Source organism: Caulobacter sp. GSs2 (genome assembly GCF_058680895.1).
In genome coordinates this window covers 2230071-2245804 of record NZ_CM178725.1, presented here as the reverse complement: position 1 = coordinate 2245804, position 15734 = coordinate 2230071, and the positions used below count along the sequence as shown (strand labels likewise).

18 protein-coding genes and 1 pseudogene are annotated in these 15734 nt (G+C 67.0%); 11 read left to right on the top strand and 8 right to left on the bottom strand.

The window, feature by feature from the left end; all coding sequences use genetic code 11:
• Positions 1-8: 8 nt before the first annotated feature.
• Positions 9-884: an HpcH/HpaI aldolase/citrate lyase family protein gene (locus ACW17Z_RS10920; RefSeq protein ID WP_419319360.1), complete on the bottom strand. Its 876-nt coding sequence runs from the start codon at positions 882-884 to the stop codon at positions 9-11.
• Positions 885-1010: 126 nt separating this feature from the next.
• Between ACW17Z_RS10920 and ACW17Z_RS10915 the strand changes: the two genes are divergently transcribed.
• Together ACW17Z_RS10915 and ACW17Z_RS10910 are read left to right on the top strand one after the other, a co-directional pair.
• Positions 1011-1391: a DUF2237 family protein gene (locus ACW17Z_RS10915; protein WP_492056021.1), complete on the top strand. Its 381-nt coding sequence runs from the start codon at positions 1011-1013 to the stop codon at positions 1389-1391.
• A gap of 523 nt (positions 1392-1914) precedes the next feature.
• Positions 1915-2069, top strand: a pseudogene (locus ACW17Z_RS10910) (hypothetical protein); the annotation flags it as partial.
• A 648-nt stretch (positions 2070-2717) separates the two neighbouring features.
• Here ACW17Z_RS10910 and thpR read toward each other — a convergent pair.
• Both thpR and ACW17Z_RS10900 read right to left on the bottom strand, forming a co-directional pair.
• Positions 2718-3254: an RNA 2',3'-cyclic phosphodiesterase gene (thpR, locus tag ACW17Z_RS10905; RefSeq protein ID WP_492056020.1), complete on the bottom strand. Its 537-nt coding sequence runs from the start codon at positions 3252-3254 to the stop codon at positions 2718-2720.
• A gap of 5 nt (positions 3255-3259) precedes the next feature.
• Positions 3260-4312 carry an aldo/keto reductase gene (locus ACW17Z_RS10900; RefSeq protein ID WP_492056019.1) on the bottom strand — a complete coding sequence of 351 codons (1053 nt, stop codon included), beginning with the start codon at positions 4310-4312 and terminating at the stop codon, positions 3260-3262.
• A gap of 148 nt (positions 4313-4460) precedes the next feature.
• Between ACW17Z_RS10900 and ACW17Z_RS10895 the strand changes: the two genes are divergently transcribed.
• Positions 4461-5210 (top strand): Bax inhibitor-1/YccA family protein, encoded by a 750-nt coding sequence (locus ACW17Z_RS10895; protein WP_419321518.1) that lies wholly within the window; start codon positions 4461-4463, stop codon positions 5208-5210.
• Positions 5211-5336: 126 nt separating this feature from the next.
• Positions 5337-5711: a hypothetical protein gene (locus tag ACW17Z_RS10890; RefSeq protein ID WP_419319364.1), complete on the top strand. Its 375-nt coding sequence runs from the start codon at positions 5337-5339 to the stop codon at positions 5709-5711.
• A gap of 3 nt (positions 5712-5714) precedes the next feature.
• Here the strand turns inward: ACW17Z_RS10890 and ACW17Z_RS10885 are convergent, their stop codons facing one another.
• The 3 genes from ACW17Z_RS10885 to acnA form a co-directional block, all read right to left on the bottom strand.
• Complete coding sequence (locus ACW17Z_RS10885; RefSeq protein ID WP_419319365.1) at positions 5715-6056, bottom strand: DUF2794 domain-containing protein; 342 nt, start codon at positions 6054-6056, stop codon at positions 5715-5717.
• A gap of 636 nt (positions 6057-6692) precedes the next feature.
• The gene (locus tag ACW17Z_RS10880) at positions 6693-7418 is read right to left on the bottom strand and encodes a DUF1223 domain-containing protein (protein WP_492056018.1); all 726 of its coding nucleotides are present in this window, start codon (positions 7416-7418) and stop codon (positions 6693-6695) included.
• A gap of 143 nt (positions 7419-7561) precedes the next feature.
• Positions 7562-10249 carry an aconitate hydratase AcnA gene (gene acnA / locus ACW17Z_RS10875; RefSeq protein ID WP_419319367.1) on the bottom strand — a complete coding sequence of 896 codons (2688 nt, stop codon included), beginning with the start codon at positions 10247-10249 and terminating at the stop codon, positions 7562-7564.
• 177 nt (positions 10250-10426) lie between these two features.
• Between acnA and ccmA the strand changes: the two genes are divergently transcribed.
• The 7 genes from ccmA to ACW17Z_RS10840 all read left to right on the top strand — a co-directional run bounded on the left by ccmA (position 10427) and on the right by ACW17Z_RS10840 (position 14411).
• Positions 10427-11029 carry a heme ABC exporter ATP-binding protein CcmA gene (gene ccmA / locus ACW17Z_RS10870; RefSeq protein ID WP_492056017.1) on the top strand — a complete coding sequence of 201 codons (603 nt, stop codon included), beginning with the start codon at positions 10427-10429 and terminating at the stop codon, positions 11027-11029.
• Positions 11026-11691: a heme exporter protein CcmB gene (gene ccmB, locus ACW17Z_RS10865; RefSeq protein WP_492056016.1), complete on the top strand. Its 666-nt coding sequence runs from the start codon at positions 11026-11028 to the stop codon at positions 11689-11691. The genes ccmA and ccmB overlap by 4 nt, the downstream gene beginning before the upstream one ends.
• Positions 11692-11945: 254 nt before the next feature.
• Positions 11946-12569 (top strand): Spy/CpxP family protein refolding chaperone, encoded by a 624-nt coding sequence (locus ACW17Z_RS10860; RefSeq protein WP_492056015.1) that lies wholly within the window; start codon positions 11946-11948, stop codon positions 12567-12569.
• 52 nt (positions 12570-12621) lie between these two features.
• Positions 12622-13359 (top strand): heme ABC transporter permease CcmC, encoded by a 738-nt coding sequence (gene ccmC, locus ACW17Z_RS10855; protein ID WP_419319371.1) that lies wholly within the window; start codon positions 12622-12624, stop codon positions 13357-13359.
• A 1-nt stretch (position 13360) separates the two neighbouring features.
• A complete protein-coding gene (gene ccmD / locus ACW17Z_RS10850; protein WP_492056014.1) occupies positions 13361-13525 on the top strand; it encodes a heme exporter protein CcmD in 165 nt (54 codons plus the stop codon).
• Positions 13522-14037, top strand: coding sequence for a DsbE family thiol:disulfide interchange protein (locus ACW17Z_RS10845; protein WP_492056013.1), 516 nt, complete (start codon positions 13522-13524; stop codon positions 14035-14037). The genes ccmD and ACW17Z_RS10845 overlap by 4 nt, the downstream gene beginning before the upstream one ends.
• Before the next feature lie 98 nt (positions 14038-14135).
• Positions 14136-14411: a hypothetical protein gene (locus ACW17Z_RS10840; protein ID WP_492056012.1), complete on the top strand. Its 276-nt coding sequence runs from the start codon at positions 14136-14138 to the stop codon at positions 14409-14411.
• 7 nt (positions 14412-14418) lie between these two features.
• Here ACW17Z_RS10840 and ACW17Z_RS10835 read toward each other — a convergent pair whose 3' ends face one another.
• On the bottom strand, positions 14419-14979 hold the full coding sequence (locus ACW17Z_RS10835; RefSeq protein WP_492056011.1) for a MarR family winged helix-turn-helix transcriptional regulator: 561 nt from the start codon (positions 14977-14979) through the stop codon (positions 14419-14421).
• A gap of 148 nt (positions 14980-15127) precedes the next feature.
• A complete protein-coding gene (locus tag ACW17Z_RS10830) occupies positions 15128-15733 on the bottom strand; it encodes an inner membrane-spanning protein YciB (protein WP_492056010.1) in 606 nt (201 codons plus the stop codon).
• Position 15734: the final 1 nt, after the last annotated feature.

The window sequence follows — 15734 nt, the reverse complement described above, 5'->3', positions numbered from 1 at the left end:
AACAGATCCTAACCGACCCTGGCGGCGATGGCGTCCGCGACCAGGACCAGGCGCTCGGCCTGGGCCAGATGCAGGCGCTCGGCCATCTTGCCGTCGACCCGCAAGGCTCCTCTGCCCGCATTTTCGGGCGCCTTGAAGGCGGCGATCACCGCCTGGCTCCAGGCGATCTCGTCGGCGGACGGCGAGAACACCCGGTTGCAGATCTCAAGATGCTTGGGGTGGATCAGGGTCTTGCCGTCAAAGCCGAAGTCGACGCCCTGGACGCAGACCGCCTCCAGCGCCTCCAGGTCCTCGATGTCGTTGTGCACCCCGTCCAGGATGGTCAGGCCATGGGCCCGGGCGGCGGCGACCGACAGGGTCAGCAGCGGCAGGAACGGCGCGCGGTCCGGCGTCTGGCGGGCCCGCATCTCCTTGGCGAAGTCATTGACCCCCATCACGAAGGTCGACAGCCGCGTGGACCGGCTGGCGGCGGCGATCTCCCACAGGTGGAAGGCGGCCTTGCCGGTCTCGATCATGGTCCACAGCCGCGTTGCTGGCGGCGCAGCATGCAGGGCGGCGTTGTAAACCCGCACATCGCCGGCGTCGTTGATCTTGGGCACCAGCACCGCGTCGGGGCCGGCCTCGGCGGCGGCCGCGAGATCTTCGGCGCCCCAGGGGGTGTCGAGGCCATTGGTGCGGATCACCACCTCGCGGGACCCGAACCCGCCGGCCTTGACGGCCGCCACGGCCGCGTCGCGGGCCGCTTCCTTCATCTCGGGGGCGACGGCGTCCTCGAGGTCGAGAATGATCACGTCGGCGTCCAGGGTGCGCGCCTTCTCGACCGCCTTGGCGTTCGAGGCGGGCATATAGAGAGCGCTGCGGCGCGGCCTGGCGACGGTGGACATGCAAAATTCCCTGCGGTCTTTTCTTATACAGCCTTCTTAATCACGCGCGGGCCACGGCAAAAGCAAAGACGTTCGACGCGCGCTAATCTTGGTCACGGATCGGGCGAAGCGGGATAGGATCGCCGCATGACCACGCGCTATGACGAGAACGCCCGCAATGTTCTGGGCGGGGAACTGATCCCCTGCTCCCTGAACCCGGTGACGGGCTTTTACCGCAACGGCTGCTGCGAGACCGGTCCGCACGATCTGGGCCTCCATACGGTCTGCGCCGTGATGACCGACGAGTTCCTGGCCTTCTCCAAGGCCGCCGGCAACGACCTCTCCACCCCCCGACCGGAATTTGCCTTTCCCGGCCTGAAGGCCGGCGACCGCTGGTGCCTGTGCGCCGGCCGCTGGAAAGACGCCCTCGACGCGGGCCTGGCCCCGCCGGTGGTGCTGGAGGCGTCGCACGAGGAGATGCTGGCGATCGTGCCGCTGGGCGTGCTGAAGGATCACGCGGCGGCTTAACGGACACGACGTCGCGACCTCGCGCGGAAACCGCCGAGTTGATGGAAAGGGTCGCGGAGCGTCCGGACCACGTCCGGATGAGAGATAGAGATTACCGTTTCGACGAAGCCGTCCGCTCCGCGTGGTCGTTATGCGTCAGCGTCCCGTCAGGTGGCCCTGTTCAGGCCTTACCGGGAGCCGAACCGTTCCGTTTCCGGAACCGCTCGGCGGTCGAGGCGGGCGAGCCAAGCTAATGACTAATGAACACACCCGTCTGTCCTCATCCACGCCAACGGCGGGCGGGTCCCGCAACGCCGGGATCCCCGGACCGGTCGAGTATCCCCCTCGACCCCAGCCCCGCTCGATCACCCCCCGCCGCCGCAATGGTCGCTGGCCTTGCGCCCTTTCCTCGCGACGAGGTGGGGACAGAATACGGGAGGTTTCAGCGCGTCTGATTGGCGCGATCAAGTTTCTTACAAGGCATTGATTTCGTTGAGATCGACTTTCGAAAAAACGGGGATGCAGCACAGTCTATCCCCACACCCTCCCGTCATTCCCGCCCTTGTGGCGGGAACCCCTCTGTCCGCCGCAGGTGCGGGAGGGGCGAAGTGCGCGCGCACTTCGCTGGCGCTTCACGTGTCAGCTGAAGCAGGGGTTCCCGCCACAAGGGCGGGAATGACGGTGATTTATGGGGGTGGCCGCCCACCCCCCTTCGCGCCGAAGGGAGCCATCCTTAAATCTCACGGCGAGACGATCGCTGGTCTGGAAAGGTCACTCCGCCGACACCGCCCTCCGGGCGGCCGCTCCGCGGCGGCGAAGCCGTCCTCGACTGACCTTTCCAGACCAGCACGCTGCAGCCACCAAGAGATTTAAGGATGAGCGGGACGCGGGGCGTCCGCTTGTTGGCAATGAGCCAACGACTGCTTTCGACCCAAGTCGGACCTTCGGACGTCAAGCGTCAGGTGCTAATTCGCTCTGATAGACAACGAGGCCTTGGCCTGACCGGACGGCGGCCTCAGCGGCGGCTCTCAGCGTTGCATCGGATATGAGATCCGTATCGCTGCTGGTGGCCTTAGACCGCTGAGCTTCGACGTGTAGCCATCCGTTATTTTGCGCGAAGGTCACCGCAGATTGCTGGGCGCTCTCCAAGCTCAGGCCCGTCGAGTACAGTAACAAGGCGTGTCGAGCTCCTGCACGATAGCCGGAGAGTTCACTAGCAACTCCCTGCGCAAGGAAAACGAAGAGATCCTGAGCCATGCGCGTTCTTGTTCGCTTTGTCCCGCTCGCGCAACGTCCGCTTCCCACCCGAACAGACAATCACCCTGTCCGCTTCCGGCGCCGCCCGTCTCAGCCCAGCGGATACTCCCGCTCCAGCCGATAGGCCGAGCCCTCGCCGCCCAGCCAGCTGGAATAGAGCCCGAAGCGCTCCACCCGGAACGGCGGCGAATGCAGCAGGTTGTTGGCCTGGACCCAGGCGCCGACCTCGGGCACGGCGGGGCGCTTGAGATAGGCCAGGGTGACATGCGGGGTGTAGAGCCGCGCCTCGGGTTTCAGGCCGACTTCGCGCGCGGCCCGCTCGTTGGCCTTGGCCAGTCCGCGCAGGTCGCGGCTTTCCCCCACGCCGGCCCAGACCGCGTGGATCTCGACGCCCTCGCCGAAATGGCCGACGCCGGCGAGCTCCAGATCAAGGGCCGGGGCCTCGATCTGGGCCAGGGCCTCGTCCAGTTCGGCCGCCACAGGCTCCTGCACATCGCCGATGAACTTCAGCGTGATGTGAAAGGCCTCCTGTGGCCGCCAGCGCGCGTGCTCGATGCCGTGCTGACGGGTCAGCAGGCCCTGGCCGATTTCGGGCGGCACGGCGATGGCGGTGAACAGGCGCAGCATGGATGTCAGGGGCAGGGGTTGGGCTGGGCGGCGTGGATGGCGTTGACGGCCTTTTCCAGTTCGTCGGTCCAGGTCAGGTCGAAGGCGTCGATGGCGACCTTCAGCTGGTCCATCGAGGTGGCGCCGATGATCGTCGAGGTCACGAACTGGCGCGCGTCGCAGAACTTCAGGGCCAGCGCAGCCGGATCGATGCCGAACTTGCCGGCCAGGTCGACATAGGCGCGGATGGCGGCTTCGGCGCCCGGGCCCTCATAGCGCTGCATGCGGTTATAGAGCGCCTTGCGCGACCCTTCGGGCAGGGCGCCGTCCAGATATTTGCCGGTCAGGGCGCCTTGAGCCAGCGGCGAATAGGCGAGAAGACCAACACTTTCGCGCATGGCGATCTCGGCCAGGCCGTATTCGAACGTGCGGTTGGCCAGGTGATAGGCGTTCTGGATCGAGGCGATGCGGGGCAGGCCCTTGCTCTCGCTTTCGGCCAGGAAGCGCATCACGCCCCACGGGAACTCGTTGGAGACGCCGATGGCGCGGATCGTCCCCTTCTTCACGTGGGCGTCGAGGGCCTCGAGGATGTCGCCGAAGGTCTCGTAGTCCTGCTCGTAGTCCTTGAAGGTCTGGCCGCCGAACACCCGCACCGGACGGTCGGGCCAGTGCAACTGGTACAGATCCAGATAGTCGGTGTTCAGGCGCTTGAGGGAGTTTTCAACCGCCTCGTCGATCTGGGCCCGGGTGTGCCGGGTGGAGGCGCCGTCGGCGCGCATCCAGGTCAGGCCGCCAAAGGCGCTGCCGCGACCGGCCACCTTGGAGGCCAGGACGATCTGGTCGCGCTTGCCGGTCTTTTTCAGCCACGCGCCGATGTGGCGCTCGGTATTGCCCTGGGTCTTGGGATCGGGCGGGCTGGAATACATCTCGGCCGTGTCCCAGAAATTGACCCCGCGCTCGAGCGCGTAGTCCATCTGGGCGTGGGCCTCCTCTTCGCTGTTCTGCGAGCCCCAGGTCATGGTGCCCAGGCAGCAGCGCGAGACCATCACGCCGGTCCGTCCCAGTTCCGAATAATCCATTCGCGCGTCCGCCCTTTTTTGTTTGCTCTGGCCTAATTACGCGGTCCGGCGCGGCCTGCAACAGCCGTCCCTTGCGCGAAGCCCCGCCCATGCCAATATTGGTATGGCGTCCATTTCGGACGCGATCAATCAGAAGGGCTTTCCCTCGATGAACGACCTCAACCGCGGCTATGCGCGCTCGATCCCGGTGGATCGCGCCGACATGTCGGTTGACGCCGGCCTGCGCAGCTTCATGCTCGGCGTCTACAACAAAGTGGCGTTGGGCCTCGTCCTGTCGGGCGCTCTCGCCTACATCACGTCTTCCGTTCCGGCGGTCCGCGACCTCATGTTCGTGGTCGAGGGCGGTCGTCTGATCGGCGTGACGCCCATCTACATGATCGTGGCCTTCGCGCCGCTGGTCCTGCTTCTGGTCGCCGGCTTCGCCCTGCGCAACCCCAAGCCCCAGACCGCCGGCGCCCTGTACTGGACCATCGTCTCGCTGATCGGCGCGTCGCTGGGCTCGGTGTTCCTGCGGTACACCGGCGAGTCGGTCGCCTCGACCTTCTTCGTCACGGCGGCGGCCTTCGGCGGTCTCAGCCTGTTCGGCTACAGCACCAAGAAGGACCTGACCGGTTTCGGCAGCTTCCTGATCATGGGCGTCTTCGGCCTGGTCATCGCCTCGATCGTCAGCATCTTCTTCAAGAGCCCGGCCCTGGTCTTCGCGATCAACGTCCTGGGCGTGCTGATCTTCTCGGGCCTGATCGCCTATGACACCCAGCGCCTGAAGATGACCTATTACGAACTGGGCGGCGACACCGCAGCCCAGAGCGTGGCCACCAATTTCGGCGCGCTGAGCCTGTACATCAACTTCGTCAATCTCTTCCAGTTCCTGCTGTCGCTGTTCGGCAACCGCAACTAGGCTTGAGTGAAGTCTGAAACGACGAAGCCCCGGCGGGACACCGCCGGGGCTTTTTCGTGGGCGGGCCTCGACGGGCCGGGCGGTCGGGACCATGCTGGCGGCGGGGACAGTTCTGAGGACTTGTTGATGCGCGCCTTGACCCTTCTGGCCGGCCTGATCCTGATCGCCACCACCGGCGGCGCTCACGCCGAGGCGGTGGGCCTCAAGCCCTATGCGATCCCGGCCAGGGCCCCGATGATGTCGCTGACGCGGGACGCGGCGATGCAGAACTCCAGGCCGGATCTGTCTGTGCCGGTGCGCTACGCCAACGCCCCCGTGCAACTGCCCCGAGGGATCGCCAGGACCTCGGTGGAAAGCCGCATCGCGGGCGACGGCCCCGTGGCCTCGGCCGGGGTGCTGTGCGGCCTCAAGCCCAGCGCCGACTTTAGCGGCATGGGCACGGCGCGCGGCTATGACAATGACGGCCGGTTCGTGGGCGCCAAGCTGGCGTTTACGTTCTAGCCCTCAGTCGACCACCGAGAACTTGCCCTTCTCGAACAGCTTCAGCACCTGGGCCAGTTCGTGGCCGCGCTTGAGGATCATGCCCCCCTGGCCGATCACCGCCCAGGCGCCCTGCTTGCGGGCCAGGGCCGGGCGCTTCTCGACGCGATAGAGCGGGGCCTCGGCCGCGTGGCGGAAGATCGAGAACACCGCGCAGTCGGACAGGCCGGCGATGCCGTAGTCGCGCCATTCGCCGGCGGCGACCATGCGGCCATACAGGCGCATGAGCGTATCGAGCTCGCGCCGCTCGAAGAAGGTCACGCCACCGGGCGAGGGGGCGGACGGAAACTGCGGATCCAACGCCATCGGACGAATCCTAACCCCAGTCCGCCCGGTTTGGCGAGCGTGGCGTGGCGGTCACGCCTCAGGAAATTGCGACATGACGGTCACGACGCGCCGCGAAAGGACCTTATTTTCGACCTTCGGCCGCCTGTTTGGTCGGCCAGTTTATCGGTGTCGGCTGATCGGACATCTCGCGGTCCTGGACCCTGAACAGCCCCCCCAGCCCCCCTCGATCGCGGGCCGGTCGGCCGACAGAGCAAACCATCCCCCCAATGAGTCCGCGCGGTCCTTCCCCCCCACCGCGCGGGCTTTTTGCTGCCTGGACGCCAGGCCGCAGGCCTGGCCGGTCGCCTTGAAAGGACCTTGGTTTGGTCGTGGTCGCGCCTGTTTCGGGCCCGATAAAGCAAGGGTCAGCCGACCGGCTTCGGGATCGGGGCCCTGAACAGCCCCCCCAGCCCTCTCCGGTTTCGAACCGGTTTGCTGACAAACAAGCCCTCTCCAAAAGAGCCCGCGCGATTGCCCCCTCGGTCGTGCGGGTTTTTGCTGTGCGGGGTCTAGAGCATTTTCCGACGAAGTGGACGCCGGTTCGACGTCAGAAAATGCGTTAAAACAAAAGACTAGAGCTCCGGACTGACGCAGTCAGAACGGAAAAGCTCTAGCTCAGCGCTCGGCGGTTTCGAGCACGCCGATGATGCGGCCGCCCTTGGCGCCCTGGACGATGATCACCGTCTGCAGCTCGGCGTCTGCGGCCGCCGGCAGGCGGTACAGCTTGGGACGGCCGGACCACGGCCCCAGCCGAACCAGTTCGCGCACCACATTGCGGTGGACCAGGGTCTGGCCCTTGTTGTCGCCGCGCTTGACGGCGATCTCCTGCTCGCGCGGATCAAACCGCACCAGCCACACCTCGCCGCCGCCGCGCGGGGCGGGGCCCGAGCCGACCGCGACGCGGGTCTTGCCGACAAATTCCATGTCCGGCGGATTGGACGGGGCCTTGGCGGCGGTCTTGATCAGGTCTTCGACGGCTTCGGCCTTGGCGCCCGAGGCCTGGACGCGGCCGCCGACCACCATCTGGGGCGTGGGCACGTCGCGCAGGGCGAATTTCTTGACATAGGCCCGCTGGCGCTCGGCGAAGACCGGCTTGGCGAAGGTGTCCTTCCAGCCCAGATAGTCCCAGTAGTCGACCGAATAGGTCAGGGCCAGAACGTCGTCGCGCTGGGCCAGATCGGCGGCCAGCTGGTTGGCCTTGCCGCAGGACGAGCAGCCCTGGGCCGTGAACAGCTCGACAACCACGGGCAGCCGGACCACCGGGGCCTTGGCGGCCCAGGCGGAGGTGGTGGCAAGGCCCGAGAGAGCCAGACAGAACAGGGAAAGGGCGGCCTTACGCATTGCGCGCCACTTAAGCCAAGATCGCCGGTCTAGGCCGTTCACGAGGCCGTGAAGGCCAAGTTCTTTTGCGAAAGTTCGCGCCACAAACGAAAACGGCCCGCCGGATCGCTCCGGCGGGCCGTTTCCTTGATGCCGGCGCTGCGTTAGTCGGCCTTGGCCAGGTTGCGCAGCACGTAGTTCAGGACGCCGCCGTTCTTGAAATATTCAAGCTCGGTCGGGGTGTCGATGCGGCAACGGACCGGGAAGCGGGCGATGCGGCCGTCGGTCGGGCGATAGAGCTCGACGATCAGCTGCTTGCGCGGGGCCAGATCGGTGAGGCCGCGGATCGAGACGATCTCCTCGCCGGTCAGTTCCAGCTTCTGCCAGCCGTCCTGGATGAACTGCAGCGGCAGAACGCCCATGCCGACCAGGTTCGAGCGGTGAATGCGCTCGAAGCTTTCGGTGATCACCGCGCGGACGCCCAGCAGCTTGGTGCCCTTGGCGGCCCAGTCACGCGACGAGCCGGTGCCGTATTCCTTGCCGGCGAAGACCACCGAGGGGCGACCCTCTTCCTGGTACTTCATGGCCGCGTCGTAGATCGACATCACCTGGCCCGACGGGAAGTGCTTGGTGACGCCCCCTTCGATGTCCGGGGTGATGCGGTTGCGGATGCGGATATTGGCGAAGGTGCCGCGCATCATGACCTGGTGGTTGCCGCGACGCGCGCCGTAACCGTTGAAGTCGATGGGCTGCACGCCGTTGTCGACCAGGTACTGGCCGGCCGGGCTGGAGGTCTTGATCGAACCGGCCGGGCTGATGTGGTCGGTGGTGATCGAGTCGCCGAACACGGCCAGGACGCGGGCTTCCACGATGTCGGTGACCGGAGTCGGGGTCATCGACATGTTGGGGAAGTAGGGCGGGTTCTGGACGTAGGTCGAGTCACCTTCCCAGGCGTAGGTCTGGCCGCCGGTGATCTTGATGCCCTGCCAGTTCTTGTCGCCCTTGAAGACGTCGCCGTAACGGCTGGCGAACATCTTTTCGGTGACCGACTTGCGCTGCAGGACGGCGATGTCTTCGTTCGAAGGCCAGATGTCCTTCAGGAAGACGTCGTTGCCCTTCTTGTCCTGGCCCAGCGGCTGGGTGGCCAGATCGATCTTCATCGAACCGGCCAGAGCGTAGGCCACCACCAGCGGCGGCGAGGCCAGGTAGTTGGCGCGAACGTCGGGGTTCACCCGGCCTTCGAAGTTGCGGTTGCCCGAGAGCACGCTACAGGCGACCAGGTCGTGGTCGGCAATGGTCTTGCTGATGGCTTCCGGCAGCGGGCCCGAATTGCCGATGCAGGTGGTGCAGCCATAACCCACCAGGTTGAAGCCCAGGGCGTCGAGGTGCTTGGTCAGGCCGGCCTTGAGCAGATAGTCGGTGACCACCTGCGAGCCGGGGGCCAGCGAGGTCTTCACCCACGGCTTGACCTTCAGACCCTTGGCGACCGCGTTCTTGGCCAGCAGGCCGGCGGCGATCAGCACCGAGGGGTTGGAGGTGTTGGTGCACGAGGTGATGGCCGCGATGACCACGTCGCCGTGACCGACGTCGAAGTTCTCGCCTTCGACCGGGGCGCGCAGCTCGGGGTTTTCGGCCTTGCCGAATTCACCGGCCAGCGACTCGGCGAACTTGGACGCGGCGTCGGTCAGCAGAACCCGGTCTTGCGGGCGCTTGGGGCCGGCCAGCGACGGCAGGACGACCGACAGGTCCAGTTCCAGGGTGTCGGTGAAGGTCGGCTCGGGCGTGCCCGGCTCCCACCACAGACCCTGTTCCTTGGCATAGGCCTCCACCAGGGCGACGCGGGCGGCCTCGCGGCCGGTGCCCTTCAGATAGGCGATGGTCGCCGCCGAGATCGGGAAGAAGCCGCAGGTGGCGCCATATTCCGGAGCCATGTTGGCGATGGTCGCCTGGTCTTCCAGGGTCAGGTTGGCCAGGGCGTCGCCGTAGAATTCGACGAACTTGCCGACCACGCCCTTCTTGCGCAGCATCTGGGTGACGGTCAGCACCAGGTCGGTGGCCGTCGCGCCTTCCGGCATGGCGCCGGTCAGCTTGAAGCCGACGACTTCGGGGATCAGCATCGGGATCGGCTGGCCCAGCATCGCGGCTTCAGCCTCGATGCCGCCCACGCCCCAGCCCAGGACCGACAGGCCGTTGACCATGGTGGTGTGGCTGTCGGTGCCGACGACGGTGTCGGGATAGGCGAAGTTTTCGCCTTCGACCTCATTGGTCCAGACGGTCTGGGCCAGATATTCCAGGTTCACCTGGTGACAGATGCCGGTGCCGGGGGGCACGACGCGGAAGTTGTTGAAGGCCGACGAGCCCCAACGCAGGAAGCGATAGCGCTCGATATTGCGCTCATATTCGCGGGCGACGTTGGCGTCGTAAGCCTTGGCGTCGCCGAAATTGTCGACCATCACCGAGTGGTCAATGACCAGGTCGACGGGGTTGAGCGGGTTGATCTTGGCCGGATCGGCGCCGAGGGCGACCATGGCGTCGCGCATGGCGGCCAGGTCGACCACGGCGGGAACGCCGGTGAAGTCCTGCATCAGCACGCGGGCGGGACGGAAGCTGATTTCGTGCTCGACGGCGCCCTTGTTCTGCAGCCATGCGGCCACGGCCTTCAGGTCGGGTTCGTCGACGGACACGCCGTCTTCGTTGCGCAGCAGGTTCTCGAGAAGCACCTTCATCGAGACCGGCAAGGAAGAAACACCGGTCAGACCGGCTTCCTCAGCGGCGCGAAGGCTGTAATAGACGTAGGTCTTGCCACCGACGATCAGTTCGCGGCGGGCTTTAAGGCTGTCAACAGACGCCATTCGGGAGATCCCTTCTCTGTCCACGGCCGCCCGAAAACCACTCCCGGGATCGCGCGATCGAGGCGGACCCACAGCGTCCATCCCCGCGCCGCGTCCCCTGACAAGCTGGAGGGGGACGGCCGAGGGCTTCTTAGCGCTGCTAATGTTCAACGTCCATGCGCGGGACAAGGTCTTGGCATGTTGAGAACTGTTCTCATTAAAGATTTGGCCGTGTCTCGCGGCGAACGACGACTGTTTTCGGGCTTCAATCTGCAGATTGACGCGGGCGAAGCCGTGGAATTGACCGGTCGCAACGGGGCCGGCAAGACCAGCCTGCTGCGCGCCGTGGCCGGCCTGCTGCGGCCGGAAGCCGGCCAGATCGTCTTCGAGGACCACGAGCCGGAGACCGCCCGCGCCGAGCATCTGCACATGGTCGGCCACCAGGACGGCCTGAAATCCACCCGCACCGCCTGGGAGGAGCTGCGGTTCCAGACCCTGTGGTGCGGCGGCTCGCCGGCCACGGCCCGCCAGGCGGCAGAGCGGTTTGATCTGGTGCGGCTGCTGGATCTGGAGGTTCGCCGCCTGTCGGCCGGCCAGCGTCGCCGCCTGGCCCTGGCCCGGCTGGTCGCCAGTCCGCGCACCCTGTGGCTGCTGGACGAGCCGATGGCGCCGCTGGACTCCACCCACCGCCTGACCTTCGGGGCCCTGATGGCCGAGCATCTGGTCGGCGGCGGCATGATCCTGGCCGCCGTGCACGATCCCCTGCCGGTGGCCGCGCGCGTGGTCGAGGTGGGCGCATGACCGCCTTCCTAATCCTGCTGCGCCGCGAACTGGCCCTGGCCTGGGGCAAGGGCGGCGGACCGCTGCTGGCCCTGGCCTTCTATGCCGGCGTGGTCACCCTGCTGCCGATGGCCACCGGCCGCGCGCCGGAAAAACTGGCCGCCATCGCTCCGGGGATCGCCTGGCTGGCCCTGGCCCTGTCGGCCCTGCTGTCGCTGGAGCGCCTGTTCGAACGCGATTTCGAGGACGGGGCGCTGGACCTCCTGAGCCTGGGTCCGGCTTCGCTGGAAGCGGTGGCCGTCGCCAAGTGCCTGGCCCAGTGGCTGGCCTCGGGCGCGCCCCTGGCCCTGGCGGCGCCCGTCGCGGCCCTGGCCCTGGGCGCCGATCCCAAGATCATTCCGCTTCTGGTGCTGTGCGGCCTGTTCGGCGGCTTGGCCTTCGCCTTCCTGGGCGGCCTGGGCGCCAGCCTGGCCCTGGGCAGCCGGCGCGGCGGCCTGCTGGTGGCGGTGATCGTGCTGCCGCTCTATGTGCCGCCCGTGATCTTCGGGGCCGGAGCGCTCGACGCCCTGGCCGGCGGCCTGCCGTGGACGGGCGGCCTGTTTCTGATGCTGGCCTATTGCACGGCGGCGGTGGCCTTAAGCCCCCTGGCCATGGCGGCGGCGTGCAGGAACGCGCTGGACTGAGTTTCCTACAATCCGCTCTCCCCGGCGAAGGCCGGGGCCCAGATTCAGCCTGAGCGTCTGGGGAGGGTGCGCCCGCGGTCGGAGTCAGGACCACCAACCTCTCTGGGTTCGATCTGGGCCCCGGCCTTCGCCGGGGAGAGCGGATCAAATGGGCTGGCGTCAAACCTGTAATATTGTTCATTCAAACTGACATTTTCGCGCCACAAGCCGATGGCCAAGCTCTCGCCAGATCTGGTTCCGAGGGAGAAACCATCATGCAGAAGTCCACGCGCCGCCTGGCCCTGGCCGCCAGCGCCGTTCTCGCCATCACCGCCGCTGCGGGGGCCGCCATGGCCCAGATGCCGCCGCCTCCGCCTCCGCCACCCCCCGCGCTGCCGCCCTTGCCGCCCTTGCCGCCGCTGCCGCCCCTGGACGCCATGATGATGGGCGGCCACGACATGGCGATGAGGCATCACGGCAAGCCCGCCGATCCGGAAGCCCATGCCAAGCACCTGCGCGACGTGCTGCAGCTGCGCCCCGACCAGGACGGCGCCCTGAAGGCCTATGTCGAGGCCACCGCGCCGCAGAAGATGGCTGACGCCATGAAGTGGGACAGCAAGGACGAGGGCGACGACAAGCCTTTGACCACGCCCGAGCGCCTCGACCGGCAGGCCGCCCACATGACGAAAATGGCCGAGACCTTCCAGAAGCGCGCCTCGGCGACCAAGGCCTTCTATGCGGCCCTGTCGCCCAGCCAGCAAAAGGCCTTCGACGCCCTGGGCCCGCACGGCGGCGGCCCGCGCATGATCGTCAAACACCTCGACATCCGCCACGACGGTGCGCCGAAGGGGGAGCACCGGGAAGGACGCAAGACCATCATGAAGCACAAGGCCGGCTGATAAGGGTCGATACTAATTGCGGGCGTTCATCGGGAGCTCTAATCAGCAATCCATGGACGCCCGACACCCGTTTGATTTCCTGACCAACCCCGAGCGGTTCATGGCCTTCTCGCGGTGGGCCGCGCCGATGTTCGGGGCCATCGCCGCCGTGCTGGCGGTCATTGGCCTGTATCTGACCTTCACGGTCCCCGAGGACTACCAGCAGGGCGACACGGTGCGGATGATGTTCATCCACGTGCCCGCCGCCATCATGAGCATGATGGTCTATCTGTTCCTGGGCGTTTCCAGCCTGCTGGCCCTGATCTTCCGCCACGCCCTGGCCGACGCCGCCGCTCGCGCCTGCGCGCCGCTGGGCGCGGTGTTCACCGCCCTGGCCCTGGTCACCGGCTCGCTGTGGGGCAAGCCGATGTGGGGGACCTGGTGGCAGTGGGACGCCCGCATGACCTCGGTGCTGGTGCTGTTCCTGTTCTATCTGGGCTACCTGGCCCTGCGCGGCGCGCTGGAGGACGAGCAGAAGGCCGCCCGCGCCGCCGCCATCCTGGCCCTGGTGGGGCTGATCAACCTGCCGGTGGTCAAGTTCTCGGTCGACTGGTGGAACACCCTGCACCAGGGGTCCTCGACCCTGTTCGCCCAGCCTGAAGACCGGCTGCCGGCCGTCTATCTGTGGCCCTGGGCCCTGATGACCCTGGCCTATCTGTCGGCCTTCGGGTCGCTGTGGCTGGTGCGGATCCGCGCCCTGGTCTGGCGGCGCAAGGCCCGCGCCCTGGCGCTGCGGATCGCGGAGACCTGAGATGGATTTCGACGCCGGAAAATACGCGATCTATGTCTGGCCGGCCTTCGGGATCACGGCCGTCGCCTTCGCCTGGATGATCCTCGACAGCCTGGCTCAGGCCCGCCGCTGGAAAGTCGAGCTGGAGCGCCTGCAGGACGAAGCGGCCAGGGCGGCGCAGGCGTGAAGCGCTGGCTGGCCTTCACGCCGCTGATCGTACTGGCGGCCCTGGCGCTGCTGTTCGCCGGCTACGCCCTCAAGCGCGACCCCAAGGTCTCGCCCCACGCCATGGTCGGCAAGCCGATGCCGGCCCTGACCCTGCCAGAGCTGTCCAGCGGGCAGCCGACCGCCCTCAAGGATGTCACCCAGGGCGGCCCGGTGCTGGTCAATTTCTTCGCCTCGTGGTGCGCGCCCTGCGAGATCGAGCATCCGCAGCTGATGGCGCTGAACGCCCAGGGCGTGAAGATCATCGGCGTCGCCTACAAGGACGCCCCGCCCAACACCCAGGCCTTCCTGACCCGCCTGGGCGACCCCTTCGCCGCTCGGCTGGTGGATCGCAGCGGCGCCGCAGGCCTTGAGTTCGGCGTCACCGGCGTGCCCGAGACCTATCTGGTCGGCTCCGACGGCATGATCCTGGCCAAGCACACCGGCCCCCTGACGCCGGATGCGGCCGAGGACCTGCTGGCCAAGGCAAAATAGGCCGGTTGAAGGTGCGCTGACACGTCGCGGCGCTTTGGCGTTAACCCGACGTTGACCATGCTCGCAGACTTTCAGTTAACCATGTTAGACTTCGAGTCATGAGCACCGTCCGTCCCGCCGGCTGGCCTTCGGCCCCCGCCAGACCCGCCTCGACGCCCGCGTCGGGCGGCGCGGCGACGCGTTCGGCCTTCTTCCAGGCAGCGCTGGGCGACACTGCGCCCACGCGCCCGGCCCAGGCCGCCGCCTCGGTGCAGATGCAGGCTCAAGCCCAGGCCCAGCCGCAGCGCCAGGCGCCGGCCCGGCCGTTCGTTCAGCCGGACGCTCAGCCGCAGAAGCTTCTGCGCCCAGGCTCTCTGCTCAATATCGTGGTCTAGAAAACCCTCAGGCGGCCTTCTTGGCGGCCTTGTCCTTCTTGGGCTTCTTGTCTTTTTTCGGCTTCTCGGCCTTGGCCTTGGCCTTTTTGAGCTTGGCCGGCTCGCTGTCGACCGCCGGATGCAGATCCGCGCCGGCCATGTCGGCCAGCAGGTCCAGGAAGCCCTCGCGCTTGCCGGGCTTCAGCAGGGCCAGGATCCGCGCGTCGGCCATGGTGACCATCGGCGCGACCTCTTCCAGCATGGCCCGACCCGAGGGCGACAGGCGCACGCTGTTGGCGCGGGCGTCCTGATCAGAGCGCTGACGTTCCAGATGGCCCTTGGCGATCATCCGGGCGACCATGTCGGCCAGGGTCGAGCGGTCGATGCCGGTGGCCTTGACCAGGGCCGTCTGGGTGACACCCTCGTTCTGGGCCACAGCCGACAGCACGGCGAACTGGCGCTGAGTGACGCCGGCCGCGCCACATTCCTCGGCGTAGATGTCGAGCGCCAGCTGCAGCACCCTGTGCAACAGATGGCTGGGCGATCGCTCCAGCAAACCGCCGCTCTTCTCGACCTTCGTCTTGGACATGGGCTCGCCTTCGTCTTTTCAGCCGTCGGACAGAGACTATCATCGTTACACGTCGATTTAACGACAATACTCCGTGGGCGGCGCAAGCCGCCACGGCCTGCGCTCCGGTGCGCGGAAAACCGGCGGGTCGGCGCCTGGAAGCCGGCGCCTAGAAGCCTGCGTCCGGCGGCTCGGGCGGGGCCGGCTCGTCGCCCTTGGCCATGTGCTTCATCATGAACGGCACCTGGGTCAGGGAGAAGATGATCGCCAGCGGCAGCAGAGCGACCCGGAACTTCACCCAGTTCTCCGTGTCCTGGGTCAGGCGGACGATTTCGTTCAGTATGGCGGCCGAGGCGAAATAGGCGCCGTAGCGCAGGGTCAGGGTGCGCCAGGCCGCGTCGGGCAGTTGCATGGCCTCGCCCATCAGGGCCTTCAGCGGCGCGCGGTTCATCAGGGCGCCGCCGATCATGAAGCCCGCCAGGGCCCCGTTGACGACGGTGACCTTGATCTTCACGAACACGTCGCTGTGGAAGATCAGCCCCAGGGCACCGAAGATCAGGGCCATGACGCCGGAAAACAGCGGCAACAGGGCCACGCGGCGCTCGACCGCATAGCCCACGACCAGGGCCACGCCCGAGGCGGCGACCAGCACCCAGGTGGCGGTCTGGAAGTCCTTGGTGGTGAAATAGGCGATGGCGAAGGCGATCGGCGCGCCATAGTCGACGGCGGTGCGCACCCAGGCGGCGCGCTTCTTCTGGGTCTGCTGTTCGTCCATG